Genomic DNA, 23,177 nt, shown 5'->3' with positions numbered 1-23,177 from the left:
CCAGACTTGCCCCGTGTCATCGACAGACGAGACCGCCCCGGCCCAGCCGTCCGCATCCCCGCCCGCCCCGCCGGCCGCACCACCTGAGCCGCCCTCCGGCGCAGGAGGTGTCCGCATGCCCGGCTGGCTGCCGCGTGCGATGGTGCTGGCCCTGGCGCTCTACGCCTGCTTCCAGCTCGGCAGTTGGGCGTTCTACCAGCTCATCGGGTTGCTGACGAACGTGCTGATCGCGTTCTTCCTCGCGCTCGCCATCGAGCCCGCGGTCGGCCGGATGGCGGGTCGCGGCATGCGCCGCGGGCTGGCCACGTTCCTCGTCTTCCTCGCAGTGACGATCTTCGGCGTCGGATTCGTGGTGCTGTTGGGGTCGATGCTCGCGGGCCAGATCGTCGACATGGTCGACGAGTTCCCCAAGTACATCGACTCGGTGATCAACTGGGTCAACCAAACCTTCCGTACCGAACTCTCCCGGGTCGAGGTCCAGGACAGCCTGCTGCACTCCGACTGGCTGCAGAAGTACGTCCAGAACAGCGCCACCGGAGTGCTCGATGTCTCCACCACGGTCCTCGGCGGGCTGTTCCGGCTGTTGACGATCTTCCTGTTCTCCTTCTACTTCGCGGCCGACGGCCCCCGGCTCCGCCGCGCCCTGTGCTCCGTCCTGCCCCCGGCCCGGCAGACCGAGGTGCTGCGCGCCTGGGAGATCGCGGTCGACAAGACCGGCGGATACATCTACTCGCGCGGTCTGATGGCGTTGATCTCCGGCGTGGCGCACTACGTCCTGCTGGTGATCCTCGGGGTGCCCTACGCCCCGGCACTCGCCGTCTGGGTCGGACTCGTCTCGCAGTTCATCCCCACCATCGGCACGTATCTCGCAGGCGCCCTGCCCATGCTGATCGCCTTCACGATCGACCCCTGGTACGCGCTGTACGTGCTCGGGTTCGTCGTGATCTACCAGCAGTTCGAGAACTACGTGCTCCAGCCCAAGCTGACCGCGAAGACCGTCGACATCCACCCCGCGGTCGCCTTCGGATCGGTCATCGCCGGCACGGCCCTGCTCGGCGCGGTCGGAGCGCTGGTCGCCATTCCCGCCATCGCCACCCTCCAGGCGTTCCTCGGCGCCTATGTGAAGCGGTACGACGTCACCGACGACCCACGCGTGCACGGGGGCAGCAGCCGCGCGCCCGGGAGGCCGTTGCCGTCCCGGATACGCCGTCTGGTGTGGCCTCGGCGGTAGCAGCCGGTCGTGGGGGGCCGCCTCAGCGGTAGCCCGTCACATCGGCCGGCAGGCCGGGGTCCTGGACCTCGGTCGGATACCGCCAGGCGTCGGGCCGGCTCCCGTCCACATCGTGAAGCCGTACACCTGGGCGAGCTGTCCGCTGGAGAGCGACCTGCCGTTCCAGCGGGCCACCTCGGAGCCTGCCCGGCTGACTGGTTGCTGGCCTGGGTGTCGACGGCCAGCCGCAGAGTGTGCAGCCCGGTGTCGAGCGCCGACTTCCACACCGGCCTGTCCCACTCGACCTCGGCGCCCCAGATGTCGTTCACCGGGATGTGCAGGGCGCCCTGTTCGTTCGGGATCCGGGCCACCAGCGCCCCGACCTGGTCGGGAACCAGGTGATCGACCTGGACGGCGATGCCTCTACCGGCCCCGTGGGCGCCTCCGGCGGCGAGTGCCACGCGGACGGCCAGATCGGATCCGGGGGCCTGTCCTCCGGTGGGCGCTCCGGGCTCCACCATCGCTCCCATATCGATCGTAAATAGGGCGATACGCTCAGGTGTGCAGGTTCGGCTGCGTTCGGTCAAGGACTTCGGTCAAGGGCTTCGGTCAAGGGGCGACCGCAGGGCCGCGTGGTGCGCTTGACATGAAAATCGAACATCCATTCTGATGGAATTCCGGCCGGGTTTTCCCGGGCCCGGCCCGGAGTTGTCCACAGGCCGGGAGGACGTCGAGGCCCGTTGTCAGTGGCAGGGGTTAGCGTCTGAGACGTGAAGCGATCGACTCAAGCAAATCGGGTGGAACCCATGGCAGCAGGTAACGACCGCGAGAAGGCGCTGGACGCCGCACTCGCACAGATTGAACGGCAATTCGGCAAGGGGGCGGTGATGCGCCTGGGTGAGCGGCCGAACGAGCCCATCGAGGTCATCCCCACGGGATCGACCGCTCTCGACGTCGCTCTCGGTGTCGGCGGTCTGCCGCGTGGCCGTGTGGTGGAGGTGTACGGGCCGGAGTCCTCCGGCAAGACGACGCTGACGCTGCACGCGGTGGCGAACGCGCAGAAGCTCGGCGGCTCGGTGGCGTTCATCGACGCCGAGCACGCGCTGGACCCGGAGTACGCGAAGAAGCTCGGCGTCGACATCGACAACCTCATCCTGTCCCAGCCGGACAACGGTGAGCAGGCGCTGGAGATCGTCGACATGCTGGTGCGATCCGGCGCCCTGGACCTGATCGTCATCGACTCCGTGGCGGCCCTGGTGCCCCGTGCGGAGATCGAGGGCGAGATGGGCGACTCGCACGTGGGTCTCCAGGCGCGTCTGATGAGCCAGGCCCTCCGCAAGATCACCAGTGCGCTCAACCAGTCCAAGACCACCGCGATCTTCATCAACCAGCTCCGCGAGAAGATCGGCGTGATGTTCGGCTCCCCGGAGACCACCACCGGTGGCCGGGCGCTGAAGTTCTACGCCTCGGTGCGCCTGGACATCCGCCGGATCGAGACGCTCAAGGACGGCACCGACGCCGTCGGCAACCGCACCCGCGTCAAGGTCGTCAAGAACAAGGTCGCTCCGCCGTTCAAGCAGGCGGAGTTCGACATCCTCTACGGCCAGGGGATCAGCCGCGAGGGCGGTCTGATCGACATGGGCGTGGACCACGGCTTCGTCCGCAAGGCCGGCGCCTGGTACACGTACGAGGGCGATCAGCTCGGCCAGGGCAAGGAGAACGCCCGCAACTTCCTCAAGGACAACCCCGACCTCGCCAACGAGATCGAGAAGAAGATCCTGGAGAAGCTGGGTATCGGTGTCCGTCCGGACGCCGCTGCGGGCGAGCCTGCCGCGGACGCCCCTGCGGCAGCAGCCGCAGCGCCGGCGGCCGACGGGGCGGCGAAGCCGGCGACCACCGCGGCCGCCAAGGCCAAGCCGGCCAAGACCGCGGCGGCCAAGAGCTAGGCCGTGACACGTCGTACGGAGTGGCTGGGCGGCCCTGCCGAGCCCGGCGGCGACCCCGAATCCGACTACGGGCCCGCCGAGCCGGAGGCGGGCTCCGGGCCGCGGCCCGGGCGCCGCTCACGCGGGGGAGCGAGTGCCGGGAGCGGATTCGGCGAGGGGGCGGGTCGCCGTGCCCGCTCCGGCACCAGGAGCAGCGGCTCCCCTCCCTCGTCGAGGGCCGAGAAGGGGGAGCCGCGTGACCCGGTCGAGCAGGCGCGCAACATCTGCCTGCGGCTGCTCACCGGGACGCCGCGAACGCGCAAACAGCTCGCGGACGCCCTGCGCAAGCGGGAGATCCCGGATGAGGCGGCCGAGGAAGTGCTCGCCCGCTTCGAAGACGTCGGGCTGATCGACGATGCGGCGTTCGCCGGGGCATGGGTGGAGTCCCGGCACCACGGCCGGGGGCTCGCGCGCCGTGCCCTCGTCCGTGAGCTGCGGACGAAGGGCGTGGACTCCACCGTGATCGACGAGGCGGTCGGCCGGCTCGACCCGGATCAGGAGGAGGAGACGGCGCGGGAGCTCGTGGCCCGCAAACTCCGCTCCACGCGGGGTCTGGACCGGGACAAGCGGCTGCGTCGTCTGGCGGGGATGCTCGCACGCAAGGGATACGGGGAAGGCATGGCCCTGCGGGTGGTGCGCCAGGCGCTGGAGGAGGAGGGCGAGGACACGGAAGGCCTGGACGAGCCTTTCTGAATGCGGGGTCCGGAGACCTTTGTGGCCAGGGGGGGGCGGGGGCCTGCCAGGGGGTAGCGGCGGCCAAAACCCAACACGCTGCGGCCACCGGCCACCGGCCACCGGCCACCGGCCACCGGCCACCGGCCACCGGCCACCGGCCAGCTTGCAGCGGCCGGCTTGCAGCGGTCGGCGGACGCGTCCGACAGCCAGCGGTTACCTCCCGACGGCACGCGTCCGACGGTACGCGTTCCGACTGCCGTGACGTCGAGATCGGCCCTCCCCCCGGCATCGGCTTCCGACGGTCAGGGGCCCATGGTCACTGTCCCGCCAGGGACGCGCGGCGGATGGTGGCGTCGACGAGGGCCAGGGCGTCCGCCGCGGTGCGGCCGGGATGGCGGTTCCAGGGGCCGATCAGTCCGGGCCACCCCTGCGCGCGCAGCTCCGCGATCAGCCAGGCACCCGCCCGGTCCACGGTTTCGAGGGAGCCGTAGCCGAGGCGGTGCGCGGAGATGAGGGCCCCGCAGACGCAGCGTGCGCCGCGGGTGTTCCGCAGCCGGTACGGGGTGTTCTGCCAGCCCCACTCGGCCAGGATCTGCCGTGCGTAGCCGAGATGGGTCGACGGGCGGAGGTCGCTCTGCCCGACCCGCCGCCAGAGGTGGACGCGGTCGGGCAGCATCGCGCCCATCCTCCCGGGCAGCGGGCGCTCGTCCGGGGGCGCGGCGGGCAGTGCCCGCAGGGTGTCGTCGACCAGCCGGTCCACGGGTACGGACAGCAGGTTCCGCCAGTCGAAGGGCTCTGCGGGCCCGGGTTCCGCAGGTTTCGTGGGCTCCACGAGCCGTGCGGACGTCGCCTCCGCCGGAGTGAGCACGGGCTCCGAGGGTTCGGGAATCGTGCGCTCCCAGCCCGTGACGATCTGCTGCCACGCCTGAGTGTCGTGCAGCCGGGAAGCCTGGCCGTCGAGCTGGTCGGGGGTGAGGAGAGCGGTCGCCATGAATGCGTCATCTCCGTACATTTCGGTCCTCTGTGTGAGGCGAATGTCGGTCACGCACGGCGATTGCTCTAGTGGAACGTGGCGTTCGGGTGTGTGACGTCCGAACGGAGCTGATGCCTGATGCCTGATGCCTGTCACCTGATGCCTGACGCCCGGGTGCCTGACGCCCGGGTGCCTGACGCCCGGGTGCCAGGCACCCGGGCGTCAGCTCCCGGGTGTCAGGTGGAGGTGGCGGCGGAGATGACCGGAAGGCCCGCGCCGCGCCACGCCTGGAAGCCGCCGATCAGGTCGGTGGCCCGGTGCAGGCCCAGCTGCCGCAGCGAGGCGACCGCGAGGCTGGAGGCGTAGCCCTCGTTGCAGATGACGACGATCCGCAGGTCGTGGCCGACCGCTTCGGCGGCGCGGTGGCTGCCCCGGGGGTCGAGCCGCCACTCCAGTTCGTTGCGTTCGACGACCAGCGCGCCCGGGATCAGCCCGTCCCGGTCGCGGAGCGCCCCGTACCGGATGTCCACCAGGAGCGCCCCGGCCTCCGCCGCCGCGGCAGCCTCGGGCGGGCCGATCCGGTCGTAGCCGGCCCTGACCCGCTCCAGCAGTTCGTCGATGCCCATGGGCGTCGGGGCGTCCGGTACGGCCTCGCCCCGGTCCGTGTTCCGGTCCTCGCTCACTGCCACTCCTCCGGGCTCTCGGTCTGCTCCAGGCGGAGCACCGCGCCGGTGCGGCTGAACCGGCGGATCCGCGGCAGGGGCGGGTAGTAGGCGTGGACGGAGACCGCGTGGGCGACCTCGGACTCGTTGAGGACCTCATGGACGTGGTTCTGCCCGAAGGCCCTGCCCTGACCGGTCGCCAGGTTCCTCGCCCGGTCCACCCCGTCCGTCAGCTCCAGCGTCTTCCAGCCATCGGTGGGCAGCCGCACGGCCAGCGAGTGCTCCTTGAGGACGCCGGCCACGGTGGTGAACGCGCCGAACGAGTCGGCGTGATCGTGCCAGCCCGTGCCGGTGCCCGGCGGCCAGCCGATCAGCCACGCTTCGCTGCCTCCCGGTCCGTCGAGCCGGATCCAGGTGCGGCCCGCCGGATCGAGGGGCAACGAGGCGATGAGCGCCTCGTCCCGAGCGGCGCCGCGGACGAAGTCCATCAGCTCCGCGACCGTCGGTGCGGCGGCGGACGAGGTTGCGGAGCCGCCGGTCACGGGGGCGGAAGGGGAAGGAACAGCGGCTGCCGTGGGCACGGCGGAGCGAGGGGAAGACACGAGGACCGTCCTAGGAGTTCGCGCGGTTTTCCGGCCGTGCGGAAAACGGCACGCGCCGGCAGAGGGAGGCGAGTCAGCAGGACGGGCGACACACGCAGCCCGCGTAACGGACGAGGTCCATATGGACCCTCCGCCACAGGCGCACATCGGTGTCGGTCATGATCTGGAGTACACCACGCGCGCCCGTGACGGTCAATCGATCACGTGACGGACAATCGATCAGTGGAGACCGGCGGTCCCGTCGGCGTGGACCCGGGCCCGGGACCCCTGCGCGCGCCCCCCGTCCTGTCCGTCCCCGCCGTCGCCCGGTTCCACGGCCTCCCGCGCTTCGCGGGGAGCACCGCCCAGAGCGGCCCGTGCCGCGGTGAGCAGCTCCGCGGGCCGTACGCCGCCGAAGGCGGCCACCAGGTGCCCGTCCGGCCTCACCAGCAGGACCGTGTGGGCCGACGCCCCCGGATAGCTCTCGGTGACCAGTAGCTCCGTCGACCCGGGGAGTGCCGCCACGGCGTCCGTGAGGCGGGGCATGACGCCCGCGGTCTGCCAGTGCCGCCGGTCCCAGACTCCGGTCCCCGGCGCGACCAGGACCACCAGCGGATGGCCCCGCCCGAGCCGCTCCCGCAGACGCGCCGTCGTCCCGTCCGGGGCGGTCACCGTCACATCGGCGACCGGCGCACCGGGGGGCGTACCGACGACGGCGTGCGCCTCCGTGTGCGGTGGTGCAAGAGGGGAGTGCGAGTACGACGGGGGCGCACCCAGGGCTCCGCAGCCCAGATGGCCGTCGGAGAGCAGGGTGTCGTGACCACGTGCGGCACCCGGGACCAGGGTCCGCAGGCCGCCTCCGCCGCGCAGTATCGGCAGCGACTGGTCGGCGGCGCGCAGCCGTGCGGCCACCGCCGCCCGGCGCTCCGTCTGATAGCTGTCGAGGAGGTGCTCGGCCGGGCCGTGGTGCCAGGCGTGGGCCAGCTTCCAGGCCAGGTTCTCGGCGTCGCGGATCCCCTCGTCCAGTCCCTGCGTGCCCACGGCGCCCAGCAGGTGCGCCGCGTCCCCCGCCAGGAAGGCACGCTGCTTGCGCCAGCGCCGGGCGAGCCGGTGGTGGAGCGTGTGGACGCCGGTGTCCAGCAGCTCGTACGCCGGGGTCTCGCCGCACCAGCCGGCCAGGGTGTCCCGGATACGGGTGATCAGAGCTTCGGGAGTGACCAGTTCGCCACGCGGCGGCAGCAGCCAGTCCAGCCGCCATACGCCGTCCGGCAGCGGCCGGGCGGAGACCTCGGCGCCCCCGGTCCGCCAGGGGGGCTGCCGGTGCAGGACGGCCTGGTCGGGCCAGGGCAGCTCGGCCCGGAGCGCGGCGACGGCATGCCGCTCCACCGCCGTACGGCCGGGAAACCGGATGTCCAGCAGCTTGCGCACGGTCGACCTGGCGCCGTCGCAGCCGACCAGATAACTCCCGCGCCACCAGGTCGGGCCCGGCTCCCTCGTGTGCACCGTGATGCCGTCGGGGTCCTGCTCCAGTGTGTCGATCCGGCTCAGCGGCACCCGCCGGACCAGCGGTTCCTTGTCCGCCGCCGCACGCAGCGCGGCGCTCAGCGCATGTTGCGGAACATGGAGCGGCGCGGGAAGGAGCCCGGAGAGCGGGGCCTCGGCCTCGTCGCAGCCCCCGCTCAGCGGCACGTTGCGGACCAGCTGCTTCCGGCGCATCGAACGCCACCCGGACCAGCGCAGCCCGACCCGGTCCAGCTCCCGGCAGCCGAGGCGGCCCATCAGATCGGCGGTGTCGTCGCGCAGCACGACCGTGCGGGCGGGGCGGGGCTCCTCCGTGCCGGGGCCCTCGTCGAGAACGACCGAGGGGACGCCCTGGGCGGCGAGGGCCAGCGACAGCGTCAGCCCGACCGGCCCGGCGCCGACGACGATCACCGGGTCCACGGCTCGTACCCTCCGGCCCGTACGGTCATGCGGAACGTGGCATAGGAAGCCGGGTGCGTGATCACAGAACGTATGCAACCCACTGGTGGTGCTTGCGTCAAGTGACCGAGGCAGCGACGCGTGCGCCGCTGCCTCGAATGCTTCCGCTCGTCAGGGCCGGGAAGGGCCCGGGACGGTCAGTCCTTCGTCACACCGGTCGCACCGGCACCGTCGGCCGTCGGGCCTGCGCCCCCTGCGCCCCCCGCGTCCGGGCCGGGAACGGCCTCCATCGCCGGGATGCCGGCGGCCGGGGCGCCGGGCGCCACCTTGATGCCGGTCTTGGCGCGGCGGCCGCGCTTCTCGATCCACGTCGCCAGCGCCGAGAGCAGCAGGCACATCGCGATGTAGAGCGTGCCGATGACGACGATCGTCGAGACGTACGGGTACTGGCCGTTCACCTGCGTGTTGGAGGCGATCAGCCGCGCGGTCTGGAGCAGCTCCGGATACAGGATGATGAAGCCGAGCGAGGTGTCCTTGAGGGTCACCACGAGCTGACCGATGATCGTCGGCAGCATCGACCGGATGGCCTGCGGCATCAGGACGCTGACCATGACCTGCGTCTTGCTCATGCCGAGTGCGTACGCGGCCTCGCTCTGGCCCTTGGGCACCGAGTTGATGCCGGCCCGCAGCACCTCGGCCTGGACGCAGCCGTTGTAGACGGACAGACCCGCGGCCAGCGCCCACATCGAGTAGTCGGTGAGGAAGCCGACCCAGATGGCGTAGATGGTGATCAGCAGCGGGAGCGAGCGGAACAGCTCGATGAAGGTGGTCGCCGCCCAGCGGACCGGCTTGTGGTCGGAGAGCCGGCCCACCACCAGGACCACGCCGAGGACCAGTGAGCCGATCGCGGCGAGACCGAACGCCTTGAGGGTGGCGAGCAGGGCGTCGGCGATGTTCTGCCGGATGCCCGTGTAGTTGAAGATGTCCCACATCGCGGGGGCGAGGTGCCCCTTGTCGGCGAGCCGCACGATGCTGATCGCGATCAGGGCCGCGATGGCGAGGCTGCCGACGACCGCGTAGATCCGGTTGCGGACGACGGCCTTGGGACCCGGGGCGTCGTAGAGAACGCTGGCGCTCATCGGGCGACCTCCATGCGACGCTCCAGCAGCCGGAAGAGGCCGCTGATGGTAAACGTGACGATCAGGTAGCCGATGGCCACCCAGATGAAGACGGGGACGATGTCGTAGCCCCGGTCGCTCATCAGCTTCTGCCAGCCGAACAGCTCGGCGACGCTGAAGGCGCCGGCGATCGCGGAGTTCTTCGTCAGGGCGATGAAGATGCTGCTCAGCGGCGGGATCACGCTCCGTGTCGCCTGCGGGAGCACCACGATCTGCAGCGTCTGGGCGAACGTCATCCCGATGGAACGCGCGGCCTCGGCCTGTCCCAGCGGCACGGTGTTGATGCCGGAGCGGACCGCCTCGCACACGAACGAGGAGGTGTAGAAGCCGAGCGCCAGCGAGCCGAGCACGAACGGGCTCATCCCCGGGAAGAGGATCTCGGGCACGACGAAGAAGAAGATCAGGAAGAGCAGCGTCAGCGGGGTGTTGCGCATCAGCGTCACCCAGGCGGTGCCGAAGTACCGCAGCGGCGGCACCGGCGAGACCCGGAATCCGGCGATGAGCACACCGAGGACCAGGGCGATAACCGAGCTGACGGCGGTGATCGACACGGTTCCTATGAAGCCGTCGCGGAACTCTGGGAAATTGTCGAGCAGTACGTTCATGAGGTCTCCGCGTCGGCGGTCAGCGGCATCAGGGCAGGGGAAGGGGCGCCCCGTACGCCCGCGGTCCCCGGGAAAACCGGAACCGCGGTGGCGTACGGGACGCCTGGGTCACTCGCGGGGCGTCGTGACGGATGACGGGGTGCCGGCCTCTCGACGGCGGGCCGGAGCCCGCGGGACGAAGGCCGACGGCGTCAGTAGCGCTCGATGGCCGGCGGCTCGACGTAGTCCGCACCGGACAGACCCAGCGTGGCCTCGTAGATCTTCTTGTACGTGCCGTCCTTGACGCGCTCCTCCAGCGACTTGCTGATGGCCTCGCGGAGCACCTTGTCGTCCTTGTCCAGGCCGATGCCGTAAGGCTCGTCGGTGAACGGCTTGCCGACGACGTGGAGCTTGCCGGAGTTGGCGGCGGCGTAACCCTTGAGGATCGAGTCGTCCGTGGTGACGGCGTCGACCTGCTTGGTCAGCAGCTGCTGCACGCAGTCGGAGTACTTGGCCAGCTCGACGACGCTCGCGCCGTACTCCGGCTTCTTGATCTCCTGGAGCGGCGTGGAGCCGACGATCGAGCAGACCTTCTTGCCCTTCACCGCGTCCTTGCCGGTGATCGACTTGTCGTCCTTGCGCACCAGGAGGTCGGCGCCGGCCTTGTAGTACGGCCCGGCGAAGCCGACCTGCTTCTTGCGCTCGTCGTTGATCGTGTACGTGCCGACGTAGTAGTCGACCTGGCCCTTGGAGATGGCCGTCTCACGGACGCCGGAGTCGACGGTCTTCCACTCGATCTGCTTGTCGGAGAAGCCGAGGTCGGCCGCGACCATCTTGGCGATCTCGATGTCGAAGCCCGAGCGCTCCTTCGTCGACTGGTCCTCGAAGCCGAGGTACGGCTGGTCGGCCTTGGCGCCGATGATCAGCTTGCCGCGCTCCTTGGCCTTCTTGAAGACCGGGGAGTCCAGGGCGACGTCCTTGGCCGCGGTGTACGTGGGCAGTGCGGGGGCCTCGGAGGAACCGGGCTTCGTGCCGCCCGGCTTGTCACCGGCGGAGCCCTCCTTGCCGCCGCAGGCGGTCGCGGTCAGGGCGAGGACGGCGATGGCCGCGACGGCGGCGGACTGACGGAGCTTCATGTGAACAATCCTTAGGTCGTGGGTCGTTGTCGTCAGTGGTGAAGGATCTTCGACAGGAAGTCCTTGGCCCGGTCGCTGCGCGGGTTGCTGAAGAACTGGTCGGGGGTCGCCTCTTCGACGATCTTCCCGTCGGCCATGAACACGACGCGGTTGGCGGCGGAACGGGCGAAGCCCATCTCATGGGTGACGACGATCATCGTCATCCCGTCCCGGGCCAGCTGCTGCATGACCTCCAGGACCTCGTTGATCATCTCCGGGTCGAGCGCCGACGTGGGCTCGTCGAAGAGCATGACCTTCGGGTCCATCGCCAACGCCCGTGCGATCGCGACGCGTTGCTGCTGACCACCGGAGAGCTGTGCCGGGTACTTGTCGGCCTGTACGCCGACGCCCACCCGGTCGAGCAGGGTCCGGGCCTTCTCCTCCGCCGCCTTCTTGTCGGCCTTGCGGACCTTGACCTGGCCCAGCATGACGTTCTCCAGCACCGTCTTGTGTGCGAAGAGATTGAACGACTGGAAGACCATGCCCACGTCGGCACGCAGCCTGGCCAGCTCCTTGCCCTCCTGGGGCAGGGGCTTGCCGTCGATCGAGATCGCTCCCGAATCGACCGTCTCCAAGCGGTTGATCGTGCGGCACAGCGTGGACTTGCCGGACCCGGAAGGCCCGATGACGACCACGACCTCGCCACGGGCGATGGTCAGGTCGATGTCCTGGAGCACATGCAGCGCGCCGAAGTGCTTGTTGACGTTGCTCAGTACGACCAGGTCGTTCGCCGCGGGCGCGGCATCCTCGGCGTCCTTGGTCACTGAAACTCCGCTCATCGGCTTCTTGCTCCGTCCTCCTCGGTTGAACAAGGAGACTAATGACGCAGTGCTACCAACGTCATTACATCTGAGCGGAAATTGAGCATAACGATCCGGCGGCAACCGGACACTCCGTGTGAACAGGACGCCCCGGCCACCCCGGAGGCGTACCGGGTGCATAACGGAAACCCTGCTGTAACCGGCAGGCTCTTGACTGGTGTGCCGTTCATCGGCGTGGATGCCTGAACGAGGAAGACGTGAAACACCGCAGAACGGGAAGTCTCATCGGGGCTCTCGGGGGACCTCGCGGATGAAGCGCGGGTTAATGTCGGGCCCTACGCGGTGACGCCGTGCGACGGTGATGCCGGCGGAACGACGAAGCGAACGAGCCCCGGGAGCCGCACGGCCCCGGGGAAGCACGGAGACCCGAGGAGCCGTACGGCCCCGGGAAACACGGAGAGGAGGGCCATGAGACTGCTGCTCGTCGAGGACGACGACCATGTCGCGGCGGCCCTGTCCGCCGTGCTCGCCCGGCACGGATTCCAGGTCGTGCACGCCCGTAACGGCGAGGAGGCCCTGCGCGCCCTGCTGCCCGCCGAGAAGGAGCCCTTCGGGGTGATCCTCCTCGACCTCGGCCTGCCCGACCAGGACGGCTACGAGGTGTGCGGGAAGATCCGCAAACGCACCGCGACCCCCGTGATCATGGTCACCGCCCGTGCCGATGTGCGCTCACGCATCCACGGGCTCAACCTCGGCGCCGACGACTACGTCACCAAGCCGTACGACACGGGCGAGCTGCTCGCCCGTATCCACGCGGTCGCCCGGCGCACCACCAGCGGCGAGGACACCGCGCAGACCCCCGTCGCCGCCCTGCGCCTCGGTCCGGTCACCATCGAGCTGCCGACCCGCCGGGTCAGCGTCGGCGGCACGGAAGTCCAGCTCACGCGCAAGGAGTTCGACCTGCTGGCCCTTCTCGCCCAGCGCCCCGGCGTCGTCTTCCGCCGCGAGCAGATCATCAGCGAGGTCTGGCGCACCAGCTGGGAGGGGACCGGACGCACCCTGGAGGTCCACGTCGCCTCCCTGCGCTCCAAGCTGCGGCTGCCCGCCCTGATCGAGACCGTGCGGGGCGTCGGCTACCGGCTCGTCGCGCCGTCCGCGTAACCGGCGGGTACGTCTCCCGGTGCGCTCCCGCCTGCTCCCGCTGCTCATCGTCCTGATGGCCGCCGTCCTGCTCACCCTCGGCTTCCCGCTAGCGATCAGCGTGGCCGCCGCCGAGCAGCAGCGGCTGGTGATCGACCGGATCGACGACACCGCACGGTTCGCCGCCCTGGCGCAGTCCATCACCGACACCTCACCGGACAGCGAGGAGCGGCGCCGCACCCTCCAGACCGACCTGGAGCTCTACGCCTCCGTGTACGACATCCGCGCCGGCGTCTTCTTCCGGGACTACCGGGCCCTGGCCAAGGCCCCCGGCTACTGGACCCTGCCCGCCAAGGGGGAGGGGCGCACGGCCTTCAACGAGGCGCTGCTGGGCCGCCGCTCGCACGACCCCCCGCAGATCTGGCCCTGGCGCGACGGCCGCGTCGTCGTCGCCTCGCCCGTCGTGCGCGACGGCGATGTGGTCGCCGTGGTCGTCCTCGACTCGTCCACCGGCGAGATGCGGTCCCGGACCCTGCGGACCTGGCTGTTCATCGGCCTCGGCGAGGCGCTGGCGTTGCTGGTGGCGGTCGGCGCGGCGGTACGGCTCACCGGCTGGGTCCTGCTGCCCGTACGGACCCTGGACGCGGCCACCCACGACATCGCCGGCGGCCGTATGCGCTCCCGGGTCGCCGCCTCCGCCGGGCCGCCGGAGCTCAGACGCCTGGCTCGTTCCTTCAACGAGATGGCGGACAACGTCGAGGACGTGCTGGAGCAGCAGCGCGCCTTCGTCGCCGACGCGTCGCACCAACTGCGCAACCCGCTCGCCGCCCTGCTCCTGCGCATCGAGCTGCTCGCCCTGGAGCTGCCCGAGGACAGCGAGGAGATCGCAGCTGTGCGCACCGAGGGGAAGCGGCTGGCCCGGGTGCTCGACGACCTCCTGGACCTCGCGCTGGCCGAGCACGCCGAGGCGGACCTCCAGCTGATCGACATCGTCCCGCTCGCCGCCGAGCGGGTCGCCTCCTGGCGCCCGATGGCGGAGCGGGAGGGCGTGAACCTCGCCCTGGACGGGGCCCCGGCGGCCACCGCCTTCGCCGACCCCGTGGCGCTCTCCAGCGCCCTGGACGCGGTGGTCGACAACGCCCTGAAGTTCACCCCCGCCGGAGAGGACGTCACCGTCACCGTCGCCGCCGGAGCCCGCGCGGTGACCGTCGTGGTCGCGGACCGGGGCCCCGGCCTCACCGAAGCGGAGCTGGAGCGCGTCGGGGACCGCTTCTGGCGCAGCCCCCGCCACCAGAACATCAGCGGATCGGGCCTGGGGCTCTCCATCTCCCGGGTGCTGCTCGCGGCGGGCGGCGGCTCGATCGCGTACGAGCACCACGAACCGCACGGCCTGCGGGTGACCGTCTCGGTCCCCCGCGACCTGCCGGGGAGCTGAGGAGGAGCCGGGCGGGAGGCGCCGTGGGTCCTCCAGGAGCGACGGGGCCTCAGGAGCGACGGGGCCTCAGGAGCGACGGGGCCTCAGGAGCGACGGGGCTTCAGGAGCGACGGGGCTTCAGGAGCGACGGGGCTTCACGGCTTCACCGAGCGGTAGTAGGCCTTGGCCCCGTCGTGCACGTCCAGCGGATCCGTGTAGATCGCCGTCCGCAGATCCACCAACTGCGCCGCGTGGACCTCGCGGCCGATCCGGTCCCGGCTGTTGATCACCGCCCGGGTGAAGGCCTCGGTCATGGCCGCGTCCGTACGGTCGGTCGTGACGAGCAGATTGGCGACGGCGACCGTGGGCACCGCCTGACCCTGCTGGGCCTGCGGATACACGTCGGCGGGCATCATGGCGGACCGGTAGAAGCGGGTGGGGCCGGTCGCCGCCTGGAGCTTAGCGACCAGCTCGGCCTCCAGCGGCACCAGCCGGATGTCGAAGCGCCGCGACAGCTCCTGCACGGCCGCGGTCGGCAGCCCGCCCGACCAGAAGAACGCGTCGAGCCGGCCCTGGGTCAGCCGTACGGGCATGGTGTCGATGCCCACCGGCACCGGTGTGACGTCGGCGGCCGGATCGAGCCCCGCCGCCGCCAGCAGCCGGTCCGCGACCAGCCGCACCCCGGAACCCTCCTGGCCGACGCCCACCCGCTTGCCCCGCAGGTCGGCGACCGTCCGCACGTCGGAGTCGCGGGGCACGACCAGCTGGACGTAGTCGTCGTACAGCCGGACACAGCCGCGCAGTCGCTGGGCCCCCGGCCTGCCGTCGCGCAGATAGGTGGCCACCGCGTCGGCGGTGGCGATGGTGAAGTCCGCCTCGCCCGTCGCCACCCGGGCGAGGTTCTGCTGCGACCCCTCGCTGGTCCGCAGCCGGATGGACACCTCGGGCATGTCCTTGGCGAGCACGCCCTCCAGCCGTTCCCCGTACCGCTGGTAGACACCGCTGGGCACTCCGGTGGAGAAGGTGAGCGACCCGCTCGGCTCCCCCTCGTCCCCCCCGGGCTGCAACCACCACGCGAGCAGCCCGAGCACGACCGCGAGGACGGCGCCCGTCTGCAGGGTGCGCCGACGGCCGAATCGGGACAGAGCGTGGAACATGCGCGCGATCCTGCCAGCTCACCTGCCTCCCTGACCAGGCTTCTCCGTGAGGCCCGGCCCACAGCGGGCCGAGCCGGGCCGGGCGGCGGACGGGCGGGGCCCGGGGAAGGGAAGGGGACGGGAGGGGGCCGCCCGGCAACCGCCTACCCTTGTCCCATGAGCAGCGGCAACCGGAGCGAAGCAGTGGACGTCCAGAAGAGCTACGAGGTGCGCACCTACGGGTGCCAGATGAACGTCCACGACTCCGAACGGCTGTCGGGTCTCCTGGAGGGCGCCGGTTACGTCCGGGCCCCCGAAGGCTCCGACGGTGACGCCGACGTCGTCGTCTTCAACACCTGCGCGGTGCGGGAGAACGCCGACAACAAGCTGTACGGAAACCTCGGCCGCCTCGCGCCCATGAAGACCAAGCGCCCCGGGATGCAGATCGCCGTCGGCGGCTGTCTCGCGCAGAAGGACCGCGACACCATCGTCAAGCGGGCCCCCTGGGTCGACGTCGTCTTCGGCACCCACAACATCGGCAAGCTGCCGGTCCTCCTGGAGCGCGCCCGCATCCAGGAGGAGGCGCAGATCGAGATCGCCGAATCCCTGGAGGCCTTCCCCTCCACGCTCCCCACCCGCCGCGAGTCCGCCTACGCCGCGTGGGTCTCCATCTCGGTCGGCTGCAACAACACCTGCACCTTCTGCATCGTCCCGGCGCTGCGCGGCAAGGAGAAGGACCGCCGCACCGGCGACATCCTGGCCGAGATCGAGGCCCTGGTCGCCGAGGGCGTCTCCGAGATCACCCTGCTCGGCCAGAACGTGAACGCGTACGGCTCCGACATCGGCGACCGCGAGGCCTTCTCCAAGCTGCTGCGCGCCTGTGGTGCCATCGAGGGCCTGGAGCGCGTCCGCTTCACCTCGCCGCACCCCCGCGACTTCACCGACGACGTCATCGCCGCCATGGCCGAGACGCCCAACGTGATGCCGCAGCTGCACATGCCGATGCAGTCCGGATCGGACAGCATCCTGAAGGCGATGCGCCGCTCCTACCGCCAGGATCGCTTCCTGGGAATCATCGAGAAGGTGCGCGCCGCGATGCCGGACGCCGCCATCTCCACCGACATCATCGTGGGCTTCCCCGGCGAGACGGAGGAGGACTTCGAGCAGACGATGCACGCCGTCCGCGAGGCCCGTTTCGCCAACGCGTTCACCTTCCAGTACTCCAAGCGCCCCGGGACCCCCGCCGCCGACATGGACGGCCAGATCCCCAAGGAGGTCGTCCAGGAGCGGTACATGCGCCTGTCCGCCCTCCAGGAGCAGATCTCCTGGGACGAGAACAAGAAGCAGGTCGGCCGCACCCTGGACGTCATGGTCGCGGAGGGCGAGGGCCGCAAGGACGGCGCCACCCGGCGCCTCTCCGGCCGCGCCCCCGACAACCGGCTGGTCCACTTCACACCGCCCGAGAAGGCCGTGCGCCCCGGCGACGTCGTGACCGTCGAGATCACCTACGCCGCTCCGCACCACCTGCTCGCCGAGGGCACACCGCTCGCCGTACGGTCCACCCGCGCGGGCGACGCCTGGGAGAAGCGCACCACCGAGGCGGCCGCCAAGCCCGCCGGAGTGATGCTCGGCCTCCCCGGCATCGGCGCCCCGGACCCGCTCCCGGCCACCGCGGCCCCGGCCTGCGGCATCGGCTGACGGATCGGGGCCGCTCAGCGGTCCCGGCCGCCGGTCCCGGCCAGGACCGGCGGTAGCAGCAGCCGGCCGCAGGCTCGGAGGTAGTGGCAGCGGCTGTCGGCCCCTTCCCCCCGGACCCGTGGGCAGTAGCCGTCGACTCCGGCGCACAGATCCCGCGCGGCCGACCGGCCCCGGCCTCCGGCTTACGACAAGTACGCTGACCGGCATGCTTGTCGCCGCCGCCGTGTGCCCCTGTCCGCCGCTCCTGGTGCCCGAGGTCGCCGCCGGGGCCGCCCCCGAGCTCGAGGCCGCGCGTGACGCGTGCCTCGACGCCGTGGGTGTGCTCGCCGCCTCGCGCCCGGACCTGCTCGTCGTCGTGGGACCGGCTGACGACCGGTCCGCCGGGCCCCACCCGGCAGGCGCGCGCGGGTCCTTCCGGGGCATCGGCGTGAACCTCGACGTGACACTCGGTGACGCCCCGCCGGATGCCGCCGCCCCGGACCGGCCGCTGCCGGGGTCCCTCACCGTGGGCGCCTGGCTGCTGGGCCGGGCCCGATGGACGGGCGCTCCCGTCGACGGGTTCGCCGTGGCGGAGAGCGAGGCCGCCCCGGAGTGCGCGGCGGCCGGACACTCCCTCGCCCGGCGTGCCGAGCGGGTCGCGCTCCTCGTGATGGGCGACGGCAGCGCCTGCCGCACGCTCAAGGCCCCCGGCTACCTCGACGAGCGGGCAGCCGCCTTCGACGCCCGCGCCACCGAAGCGCTCGGCTCCGCGGACCTCGACGCCCTCGCCGCGCTCGACGCGACGCTCGCCCGTGAACTCAAGGCGGCCGGACGTGCCCCCTGGCAACTGCTCGGCGGCGCCGCGCGGGGCGCCGGGCTCGCCGGTCGACTGCTGTACGAGGACGCCCCGTACGGCGTGGGCTACACCGTCGCCGCCTGGTCCTGAACGGACCGGCGGCGGGTACGGAGCCCTCGGCCCCGTACCCGCCGCCGGTCCGCGGTCACCGTGTCAGGAAGCGGGCGGCGGCGGAGGAGGAGTGCTGCCGGGAGTACCGGGCGTACCCGGAGTTCCTGGGGTGCCAGGCGTACCGGGGGTGCCCCCGTCCTTGTTGCCCAGCTTGTCCACGGCCTCCTTGGCCTTGCGCGTCCCCGAATCGATCTTGTCGCTGTATTTGCCCTTGGTCTTCTGGTCGACCGTGCGCGCGGCCTTGTCGAGGCCCTGCTCGATCTTGCCCCCGTGCTGCTGCGCGAGGTCGCCGACCTTGTCCTTGGCCGGCCCCAGCTTGGCCTTCAGGTTGTCCAGGAACCCCATTGGGTCACCTTCCGTGCAGTGAGGACTCTCGAGAACTGTTCGCGGGAGCGTGCTCCCGCCCCCATTGTCCGTCACTTGTCCGTTCTTGCCGTTTTTACACGCCTCATTGCGCTTCCCCGGCGCTTCCTTGACGTCGCTCTGCGTGCACGGCCGCGCCCCTCCGGAGACCCGGTGTGGTCCGGAGGGCCCGGATATTTGGGAGACTGTCCGGGTGACCCCTCCCGCTTCCGCTCCCCGCGTCATCACCGTCGTAGGCCCCACCGCAGCCGGAAAGTCGGATCTGGGAGTCTTTCTCGCCCAGCGGCTCGGCGGCGAGGTGATCAACGCCGATTCCATGCAGCTCTACCGGGGCATGGACATCGGCACCGCGAAGCTGACGCTCCCCGAGCGCGACGGCGTGCCGCACCGACTGCTGGACATCTGGGACGTCACCGAGACCGCCAGCGTCGCCGAGTACCAGCGACTGGCCCGCCTGGAGATCGACCGGCTGCTCGCCGAGGGGCGCACGCCGATCCTCGTCGGCGGCTCCGGGCTGTACGTGAAGGGCGCCATCGACGCCCTGGAGTTCCCCGGTACGGACCCCGAGGTGCGCGCTCGCCTCGAAGCGGAGCTGACCGAGCGCGGCTCGGGCGTCCTCCACGAGCGCCTCGCCGCCGCCGACCCGGAGGCCGCCCGGTCCATCCTGGCGAGCAACGGCCGACGCATCGTCCGCGCCCTCGAAGTCATCGAGATCACCGGCAAGCCGTTCACCGCCAACCTCCCCGGCGAGGAGCCGGTCTACGACGCCGTGCAGATCGGCGTCGACGTGGACCGCCCCGAACTGGACGAGCGGATCGCCCTGCGTGTCGACCGGATGTGGGAGGCGGGGCTCGTGGACGAGGTGCGCGCCCTGGAGGCGTCCGGGCTGCGCGAGGGCCTCACGGCCTCGCGGGCCCTCGGCTACCAGCAGATCCTCGCGGTGCTCGCGGGGGAGTGCACCGAGGACGACGCGCGGGCCGAGACCGTACGCGCCACCAAGCGCTTCGCCCGCCGTCAGGACTCCTGGTTCCGCCGTGACGCGCGTGTCGTGTGGCTCGGAGGCGGACACCGTGACCGGGGGGAACTCCCGCACCGGGCGCTGACGTTGGTCGAACGAGCGGTCACGGCCTGATCGCTCGTCAGGAGAACGACCTGCAACAGAAACCTTCAGTGCTGCATCGACGCAGGGCAGAGAGAATTCTGGGTTGCGGGGCTTCATCAGAGCCTACGCGAGTCCCCCGAGACGGAGGGCGGTCTCGATCTCGCTGAGTTTCGCGGAGGACAGAACGCCCGCTCGCTCGATCAGGTCGTCCCAGGACACAGTGGTCACCCACGTGCAAGGGGTAAAGCCCGGACGTGGCAACGCGAACCGCAACACGCCTTCAAAGGGCAGTGCTTCCCCAGCGCCTACGGCCACTTCGACGCCCAGACCGGTGATGTCGACACCCGCCCGAGCGACGACCTGCATCACCCGGAACCCGGACGCGTCGTCTCCCGACAGCAGCACGACCGGCCGCCGCTCGTCGAACTCCACCCACCACACTTCGCCACGTTGCACATGTCCTCCGGACGCAGGAGCGGCGGGCGGGCGCTGCGCGCCCCCGACGCGCTGTGGAGACGGGTGCGGCCTCCCGTTGATCATCCATGTGTGGAGGCAAACGATCACGTTGTGGCCGCGGGTCACAGCGTAGACCCTGCTCGCCAGCGCGGTTCCTCGCGCCGAAGGGCGACCGCCGTCGGAGGGTTGCGCGGTCCACTCGATGCTGTTTCGCTCTGACCATGTCGAACAAAACCGCTGGTCCGTCCTCGTCGGTCAGCCGGGCGCCCTGCGCGCGGTCGAACACGGCGGGCCAGCCGCGGCAGTAGCTCCGTACCTCGGACTCCAGAGTCTCGAAGATGCTCATGAGCGCCCCTGCCACCTTTCGTCAACCACGGCAGGGCAACCGGTCAGAGAGCTGCCATGTCCAGCTGAGAGGCTGTGCTGCTGTGCGGACACGGTCAACGATCACCGCGCGCACCCCCACAGCGTGGCACTGCCTCGTCGATCGCGCCCGCCGTGCTACGTCAGTCGCGTGGTGTCGCCCTCCCGCAGAGAGCCCTCCTGTAGAGAAGGGGAGAACCCGGCGCCATGCGTCGTCATCTGCTGATGGGGTGGTGGCCGCGCCGGTTGCGGAGTGGCGGGAGGATGACCGGGGGTCTGTTTGGTTGATCATGACCGCATGACTGTGGGCATGACTGACCGCGCGGCGGGAGCGGAGCAGGCGATGGCCGGCATGGCCGAGGCAGGGGTGCGCGTTGTCGCGCTGAGCTGGGTCGACAACGCCGGCGTCAGCCGGATGAAGGCCGTGCCGCTGGGACGTCTGCCCCAGCTCGCGGACCATGGCGTGGGGATGTCCCCGGTGTTCGATACGTTCCTGGTGGACGATTCGGTGGCCCGTGCGGACGGCCACGGCGGACCGGTCGGCGACCTGCTGCTGCTTCCGGAGATGAACCGGCTCACCCCGTTGGCGGCACAGCCGGGCTGGGCCTGGGCGCCGGCGGACCGCTTCAGCCAGGACGGGGCACCGTACCCGGGGTGCCATCGGTCCTTCGTGAACCGCATGGTGCAGGGGGCGGCGGATCTGGGGCTGCGCTTGCTCATGGGGTTCGAGACGGAGTGGAGCGTCGGTCCGGGGCGTATCGGCGACGGTCCGGCCTACGGGCTGTCCCGGCTGGCGGATTCCGGTGCGTATCTCCTTGACGTTGTCGATGCGCTCACCGCGCAGGGTGTGGAGGTCCTCCAGGTTCACCCGGAGTACGAACCGGGGCAGTTCGAGGTGTCCACCGCCGCCGACGGTCCGCTGTGCGCCGCCGACACCGCCGTCCTGGTGCGGCACACGGTGCGCACCGTGTCCCACGCTCATGGGTTGCAGGCGTCTTTCGCCCCTCTGACGACAGCATCCGGCATCGGCAACGGCGGGCATCTGCACCTGAGCCTGTGGCGCGGCGAGGAGAACCTCCTGCATGGCGGCAGCGGGGCTCGTGGCATGACGGCGGAGGGTGAGGCGTTCCTCGCCGGCGTTCTGCGGTCCCTGCCCGCTCTGACGGCGATCGGCTGCCCCGCCCCGGCCAGTTACCTGCGGCTGGCACCGTCCGCCTGGGCCGGTGTCTACCGCTGTTGGGGCTGGGAGAACCGGGAGGCTGCGCTGCGGTTCGTCACCGGTCCGGCGGACCGGGCATCACGGTGCACGAACGCCGAACTCAAGTGCTTCGACCAGGCGGCCAACCCCTACCTTGTGGTGGGTTCGGTCATCGCGGCCGGTCTGGCGGGGTGCGAGGAGGCGTTGCGCCTGCCCGAGGAGTACGGCGATGACCCGGCGCACGCCGACACCGATGATCTCGAGCGGCTCGGTATCGAGCGGCTCCCGACCAGCCTGGATGAGGCAGTCGGTCACCTCAAGGGCTCGGCGGTGCTCCGTAAAGCGATGGGGGACCACCTTTTCGGCTCGGTACTCGCGGTACGCGGCGCGGAGGACAGCCTCTTCGCCGGCCGCACCCGGGCGGAGACCGTCGAAGCCACCCGCTGGCGCTACTGACCCCGACGTGTCGCAGTCGCACCGTCCGGTCCGGCCCCGAGGCGAATCAGTAGAACCAGCAATGCAGCGAGTCCAGGTCGCGTTGGTCCATGCCCGTGTTCCGGACGAACCCGATGACGACCTGGCTCCTTTGACCGCGGCTCTGGCGCGGGTCGGCATCGAAGCGGTGGCCTTGCCGTGGGACGAGCCCGTGGACTGGAGCCGGTTCGCCGCCGTCGTGCTCGAAGCCCCATGGGACTACCCCAAGCGCAGCGACGAGTTCCTCACCTGGGCTCGCCGGGCGGCCACGGAGTCGGTGCTGTTCAACCACTTCCCCATGGTCGAGTGGAACAGCGACAAGCGGTACCTGTCCGACCTCGCCGCCGACGGCGTGCCGGTCGTGCCCAGCACATGGACCAGCCCGGGCAAGGAGTGGGAGGCCCCCGCGGAAGGTGAGTACGTCGTCAAACCGTCCGTCTCGTGCTCCGCCAAGGACACCGCGCGCTACGGTCCCGGAACGGCGGAGCGGACTCGGGCACACCGCCATGCCGAGGAGCTGCTGGCGCGGGGCAGGACCGTACTGACCCAGCCCTACCAGCACGCCGTCGACGCACACGGAGAACTGTCGCTGATCTACCTGGACGGGGCCTACAGTCACGCCGTGCGGCGCAGTGCTCTGCTCAAGCCCGGCGCCGAGGCCCAGGGCGGGCTGTTCACCACCGCGACCGTGACTCCCCGCCCCGCGACCGGGCCGGAACTCGACTGCGGTGACGCCGTGGTCAAGGCCGTGGCCGCCCGCTTCGGCTGTCCGCTGTACGCACGGATCGACCTGGTACCCGGGCCACAGGGCGCCCCGCTGCTACTGGAATGCGAAGTCATCGAACCCTCGCTGTTCCTCACCCACAGTTCTACTGCCGCCGATGATCTGGCTGCCGCCCTGGTGCGGCGTCTGTCCGGGACACGTCTGCGGAGCACCGGGGGCGGCCAGGACACTTCCAGCACGTACAGCTGACACAACCCGGCTCCCGCACGCGGCGTCGCGGGTCCCGGGTGAGGTTCTTCTCCAGGGCGTAGCTGCCCATACCCCGCGCAAGCTTGTTCGACATGATCGAGAGGGTTCCTTCTTCAGACGGGCCGCGACCGCTCAATCCGGCGCTGACCTGGGGCTATTGTTGACCTCTTGCTGACTCGCTGATTAGCAGCAGGTGCCTGACCTGCATAA

Annotated in this window: 22 protein-coding genes and 1 pseudogene; 10 read left to right on the top strand and 13 right to left on the bottom strand. The window is 70.8% G+C overall.

Annotation, left to right across the window (positions count from 1 at the left end; genetic code table 11):
• Window positions 1–115 precede the first annotated feature (115 nt).
• Window positions 116–1,231, top strand: a complete 1,116-nt coding sequence (locus N7925_RS07720; RefSeq protein WP_265598960.1) for an AI-2E family transporter — start codon at window positions 116–118, stop codon at window positions 1,229–1,231.
• Window positions 1,232–1,253: 22 nt separating this feature from the next.
• Here N7925_RS07720 and N7925_RS07715 read toward each other — a convergent pair.
• Window positions 1,254–1,740, bottom strand: a pseudogene (locus N7925_RS07715) (hypothetical protein).
• Window positions 1,741–2,016: 276 nt separating this feature from the next.
• On the opposite strand from N7925_RS07715, the gene recA reads away from it, so the two are divergent.
• Complete coding sequence (gene recA, locus N7925_RS07710) at window positions 2,017–3,156, top strand: recombinase RecA (RefSeq protein ID WP_274343447.1); 1,140 nt, start codon at window positions 2,017–2,019, stop codon at window positions 3,154–3,156.
• Window positions 3,157–3,159: 3 nt separating this feature from the next.
• On the top strand, window positions 3,160–3,888 hold the full coding sequence (gene recX, locus N7925_RS07705) for a recombination regulator RecX (RefSeq protein ID WP_274343446.1): 729 nt from the start codon (window positions 3,160–3,162) through the stop codon (window positions 3,886–3,888).
• A gap of 298 nt (window positions 3,889–4,186) precedes the next feature.
• Here recX and N7925_RS07700 read toward each other — a convergent pair whose 3' ends face one another.
• The 9 genes from N7925_RS07700 to N7925_RS07665 all read right to left on the bottom strand — a co-directional run bounded on the left by N7925_RS07700 (window position 4,187) and on the right by N7925_RS07665 (window position 11,722).
• Window positions 4,187–4,861 (bottom strand): DUF6197 family protein, encoded by a 675-nt coding sequence (locus N7925_RS07700; protein ID WP_274343445.1) that lies wholly within the window; start codon window positions 4,859–4,861, stop codon window positions 4,187–4,189.
• Between the two features lie 218 nt (window positions 4,862–5,079).
• Window positions 5,080–5,526 carry a rhodanese-like domain-containing protein gene (locus N7925_RS07695; RefSeq protein ID WP_443032126.1) on the bottom strand — a complete coding sequence of 149 codons (447 nt, stop codon included), beginning with the start codon at window positions 5,524–5,526 and terminating at the stop codon, window positions 5,080–5,082.
• Window positions 5,523–6,107 carry a cysteine dioxygenase gene (locus N7925_RS07690; protein ID WP_274343444.1) on the bottom strand — a complete coding sequence of 195 codons (585 nt, stop codon included), beginning with the start codon at window positions 6,105–6,107 and terminating at the stop codon, window positions 5,523–5,525. The genes N7925_RS07695 and N7925_RS07690 overlap by 4 nt, the downstream gene beginning before the upstream one ends.
• Window positions 6,108–6,180: 73 nt before the next feature.
• A complete protein-coding gene (locus N7925_RS36065) occupies window positions 6,181–6,267 on the bottom strand; it encodes a putative leader peptide (protein ID WP_311605579.1) in 87 nt (28 codons plus the stop codon).
• Window positions 6,268–6,326: 59 nt separating this feature from the next.
• A complete protein-coding gene (locus N7925_RS07685; protein WP_274343443.1) occupies window positions 6,327–8,027 on the bottom strand; it encodes an FAD-dependent monooxygenase in 1,701 nt (566 codons plus the stop codon).
• Between the two features lie 176 nt (window positions 8,028–8,203).
• Window positions 8,204–9,145, bottom strand: a complete 942-nt coding sequence (locus N7925_RS07680) for an amino acid ABC transporter permease (RefSeq protein ID WP_265598953.1) — start codon at window positions 9,143–9,145, stop codon at window positions 8,204–8,206.
• Window positions 9,142–9,789 (bottom strand): amino acid ABC transporter permease, encoded by a 648-nt coding sequence (locus tag N7925_RS07675; RefSeq protein WP_265598952.1) that lies wholly within the window; start codon window positions 9,787–9,789, stop codon window positions 9,142–9,144. Before N7925_RS07675 ends, N7925_RS07680 begins: the two co-directional genes overlap by 4 nt.
• Before the next feature lie 191 nt (window positions 9,790–9,980).
• Window positions 9,981–10,904 carry a glutamate ABC transporter substrate-binding protein gene (locus N7925_RS07670; RefSeq protein ID WP_265598951.1) on the bottom strand — a complete coding sequence of 308 codons (924 nt, stop codon included), beginning with the start codon at window positions 10,902–10,904 and terminating at the stop codon, window positions 9,981–9,983.
• Between the two features lie 32 nt (window positions 10,905–10,936).
• Entirely contained in the window at window positions 10,937–11,722 is a 786-nt protein-coding gene (locus N7925_RS07665) for an amino acid ABC transporter ATP-binding protein (protein ID WP_026291196.1), read from the bottom strand.
• Window positions 11,723–12,172: 450 nt separating this feature from the next.
• Here N7925_RS07665 and N7925_RS07660 point away from each other — a divergent pair, with 450 nt between their 5' ends.
• Both N7925_RS07660 and N7925_RS07655 read left to right on the top strand, forming a co-directional pair.
• Window positions 12,173–12,865: a response regulator transcription factor gene (locus tag N7925_RS07660; protein WP_274343442.1), complete on the top strand. Its 693-nt coding sequence runs from the start codon at window positions 12,173–12,175 to the stop codon at window positions 12,863–12,865.
• 19 nt (window positions 12,866–12,884) lie between these two features.
• Window positions 12,885–14,279, top strand: a complete 1,395-nt coding sequence (locus N7925_RS07655) for a sensor histidine kinase (protein WP_265598949.1) — start codon at window positions 12,885–12,887, stop codon at window positions 14,277–14,279.
• Between the two features lie 134 nt (window positions 14,280–14,413).
• Here N7925_RS07655 and N7925_RS07650 read toward each other — a convergent pair whose 3' ends face one another.
• Window positions 14,414–15,415 (bottom strand): TAXI family TRAP transporter solute-binding subunit, encoded by a 1,002-nt coding sequence (locus tag N7925_RS07650; RefSeq protein WP_265598948.1) that lies wholly within the window; start codon window positions 15,413–15,415, stop codon window positions 14,414–14,416.
• A gap of 156 nt (window positions 15,416–15,571) precedes the next feature.
• Here N7925_RS07650 and miaB point away from each other — a divergent pair, with 156 nt between their 5' ends.
• Window positions 15,572–17,092, top strand: coding sequence for a tRNA (N6-isopentenyl adenosine(37)-C2)-methylthiotransferase MiaB (gene miaB / locus N7925_RS07645; protein ID WP_274343441.1), 1,521 nt, complete (start codon window positions 15,572–15,574; stop codon window positions 17,090–17,092).
• 205 nt (window positions 17,093–17,297) lie between these two features.
• Window positions 17,298–18,017, top strand: coding sequence for a class III extradiol dioxygenase subunit B-like domain-containing protein (locus N7925_RS07640; RefSeq protein WP_274343440.1), 720 nt, complete (start codon window positions 17,298–17,300; stop codon window positions 18,015–18,017).
• Between the two features lie 63 nt (window positions 18,018–18,080).
• On the opposite strand, the gene N7925_RS07635 is transcribed toward N7925_RS07640, so the two are convergent.
• Window positions 18,081–18,383 carry an antitoxin gene (locus N7925_RS07635; protein ID WP_274343439.1) on the bottom strand — a complete coding sequence of 101 codons (303 nt, stop codon included), beginning with the start codon at window positions 18,381–18,383 and terminating at the stop codon, window positions 18,081–18,083.
• Window positions 18,384–18,594: 211 nt separating this feature from the next.
• On the opposite strand from N7925_RS07635, the gene miaA reads away from it, so the two are divergent.
• Window positions 18,595–19,533 carry a tRNA (adenosine(37)-N6)-dimethylallyltransferase MiaA gene (gene miaA / locus N7925_RS07630; protein ID WP_274343438.1) on the top strand — a complete coding sequence of 313 codons (939 nt, stop codon included), beginning with the start codon at window positions 18,595–18,597 and terminating at the stop codon, window positions 19,531–19,533.
• A 93-nt stretch (window positions 19,534–19,626) separates the two neighbouring features.
• Here miaA and N7925_RS07625 read toward each other — a convergent pair whose 3' ends face one another.
• On the bottom strand, window positions 19,627–19,935 hold the full coding sequence (locus N7925_RS07625; protein ID WP_274343437.1) for a type II toxin-antitoxin system PemK/MazF family toxin: 309 nt from the start codon (window positions 19,933–19,935) through the stop codon (window positions 19,627–19,629).
• A 697-nt stretch (window positions 19,936–20,632) separates the two neighbouring features.
• Here N7925_RS07625 and N7925_RS07620 point away from each other — a divergent pair.
• On the top strand, window positions 20,633–21,976 hold the full coding sequence (locus N7925_RS07620; RefSeq protein ID WP_274343436.1) for a glutamine synthetase family protein: 1,344 nt from the start codon (window positions 20,633–20,635) through the stop codon (window positions 21,974–21,976).
• Between the two features lie 130 nt (window positions 21,977–22,106).
• The gene (locus tag N7925_RS07615) at window positions 22,107–22,967 is read left to right on the top strand and encodes an ATP-grasp domain-containing protein (protein ID WP_274343435.1); all 861 of its coding nucleotides are present in this window, start codon (window positions 22,107–22,109) and stop codon (window positions 22,965–22,967) included.
• The last annotated feature ends 210 nt before the right edge of the window (window positions 22,968–23,177 follow it).

The sequence above is a fragment of the Streptomyces sp. CA-278952 genome, from assembly GCF_028747205.1.
GTDB lineage: Bacteria > Actinomycetota > Actinomycetes > Streptomycetales > Streptomycetaceae > Streptomyces.
The sequence above is the reverse complement of the archived record's forward strand: the minus strand, read 5'-3'. Positions and strand labels throughout refer to the sequence as shown.

Bases quoted from the DNA above. Each gene is read 5' to 3' on its own strand.
- N7925_RS07720 (WP_265598960.1), top strand. From the start codon at position 116: ATGCCCGGCTGGCTGCCGCGTGCGATGGTGCTGGCCCTGGCGCTCTAC.
- recA (WP_274343447.1), top strand. From the start codon at position 2,017: ATGGCAGCAGGTAACGACCGCGAGAAGGCGCTGGACGCCGCACTCGCA.
- N7925_RS07700 (WP_274343445.1), bottom strand. From the start codon at position 4,861: ATGGCGACCGCTCTCCTCACCCCCGACCAGCTCGACGGCCAGGCTTCC.
- N7925_RS36065 (WP_311605579.1), bottom strand. From the start codon at position 6,267: ATGACCGACACCGATGTGCGCCTGTGGCGGAGGGTCCATATGGACCTC.
- N7925_RS07680 (WP_265598953.1), bottom strand. From the start codon at position 9,145: ATGAGCGCCAGCGTTCTCTACGACGCCCCGGGTCCCAAGGCCGTCGTC.
- N7925_RS07675 (WP_265598952.1), bottom strand. From the start codon at position 9,789: ATGAACGTACTGCTCGACAATTTCCCAGAGTTCCGCGACGGCTTCATA.
- N7925_RS07670 (WP_265598951.1), bottom strand. From the start codon at position 10,904: ATGAAGCTCCGTCAGTCCGCCGCCGTCGCGGCCATCGCCGTCCTCGCC.
- N7925_RS07665 (WP_026291196.1), bottom strand. From the start codon at position 11,722: ATGAGCGGAGTTTCAGTGACCAAGGACGCCGAGGATGCCGCGCCCGCG.
- N7925_RS07660 (WP_274343442.1), top strand. From the start codon at position 12,173: ATGAGACTGCTGCTCGTCGAGGACGACGACCATGTCGCGGCGGCCCTG.
- N7925_RS07650 (WP_265598948.1), bottom strand. From the start codon at position 15,415: ATGTTCCACGCTCTGTCCCGATTCGGCCGTCGGCGCACCCTGCAGACG.
- miaB (WP_274343441.1), top strand. From the start codon at position 15,572: ATGAGCAGCGGCAACCGGAGCGAAGCAGTGGACGTCCAGAAGAGCTAC.
- N7925_RS07640 (WP_274343440.1), top strand. From the start codon at position 17,298: ATGCTTGTCGCCGCCGCCGTGTGCCCCTGTCCGCCGCTCCTGGTGCCC.
- N7925_RS07635 (WP_274343439.1), bottom strand. From the start codon at position 18,383: ATGGGGTTCCTGGACAACCTGAAGGCCAAGCTGGGGCCGGCCAAGGAC.
- N7925_RS07620 (WP_274343436.1), top strand. From the start codon at position 20,633: ATGACTGACCGCGCGGCGGGAGCGGAGCAGGCGATGGCCGGCATGGCC.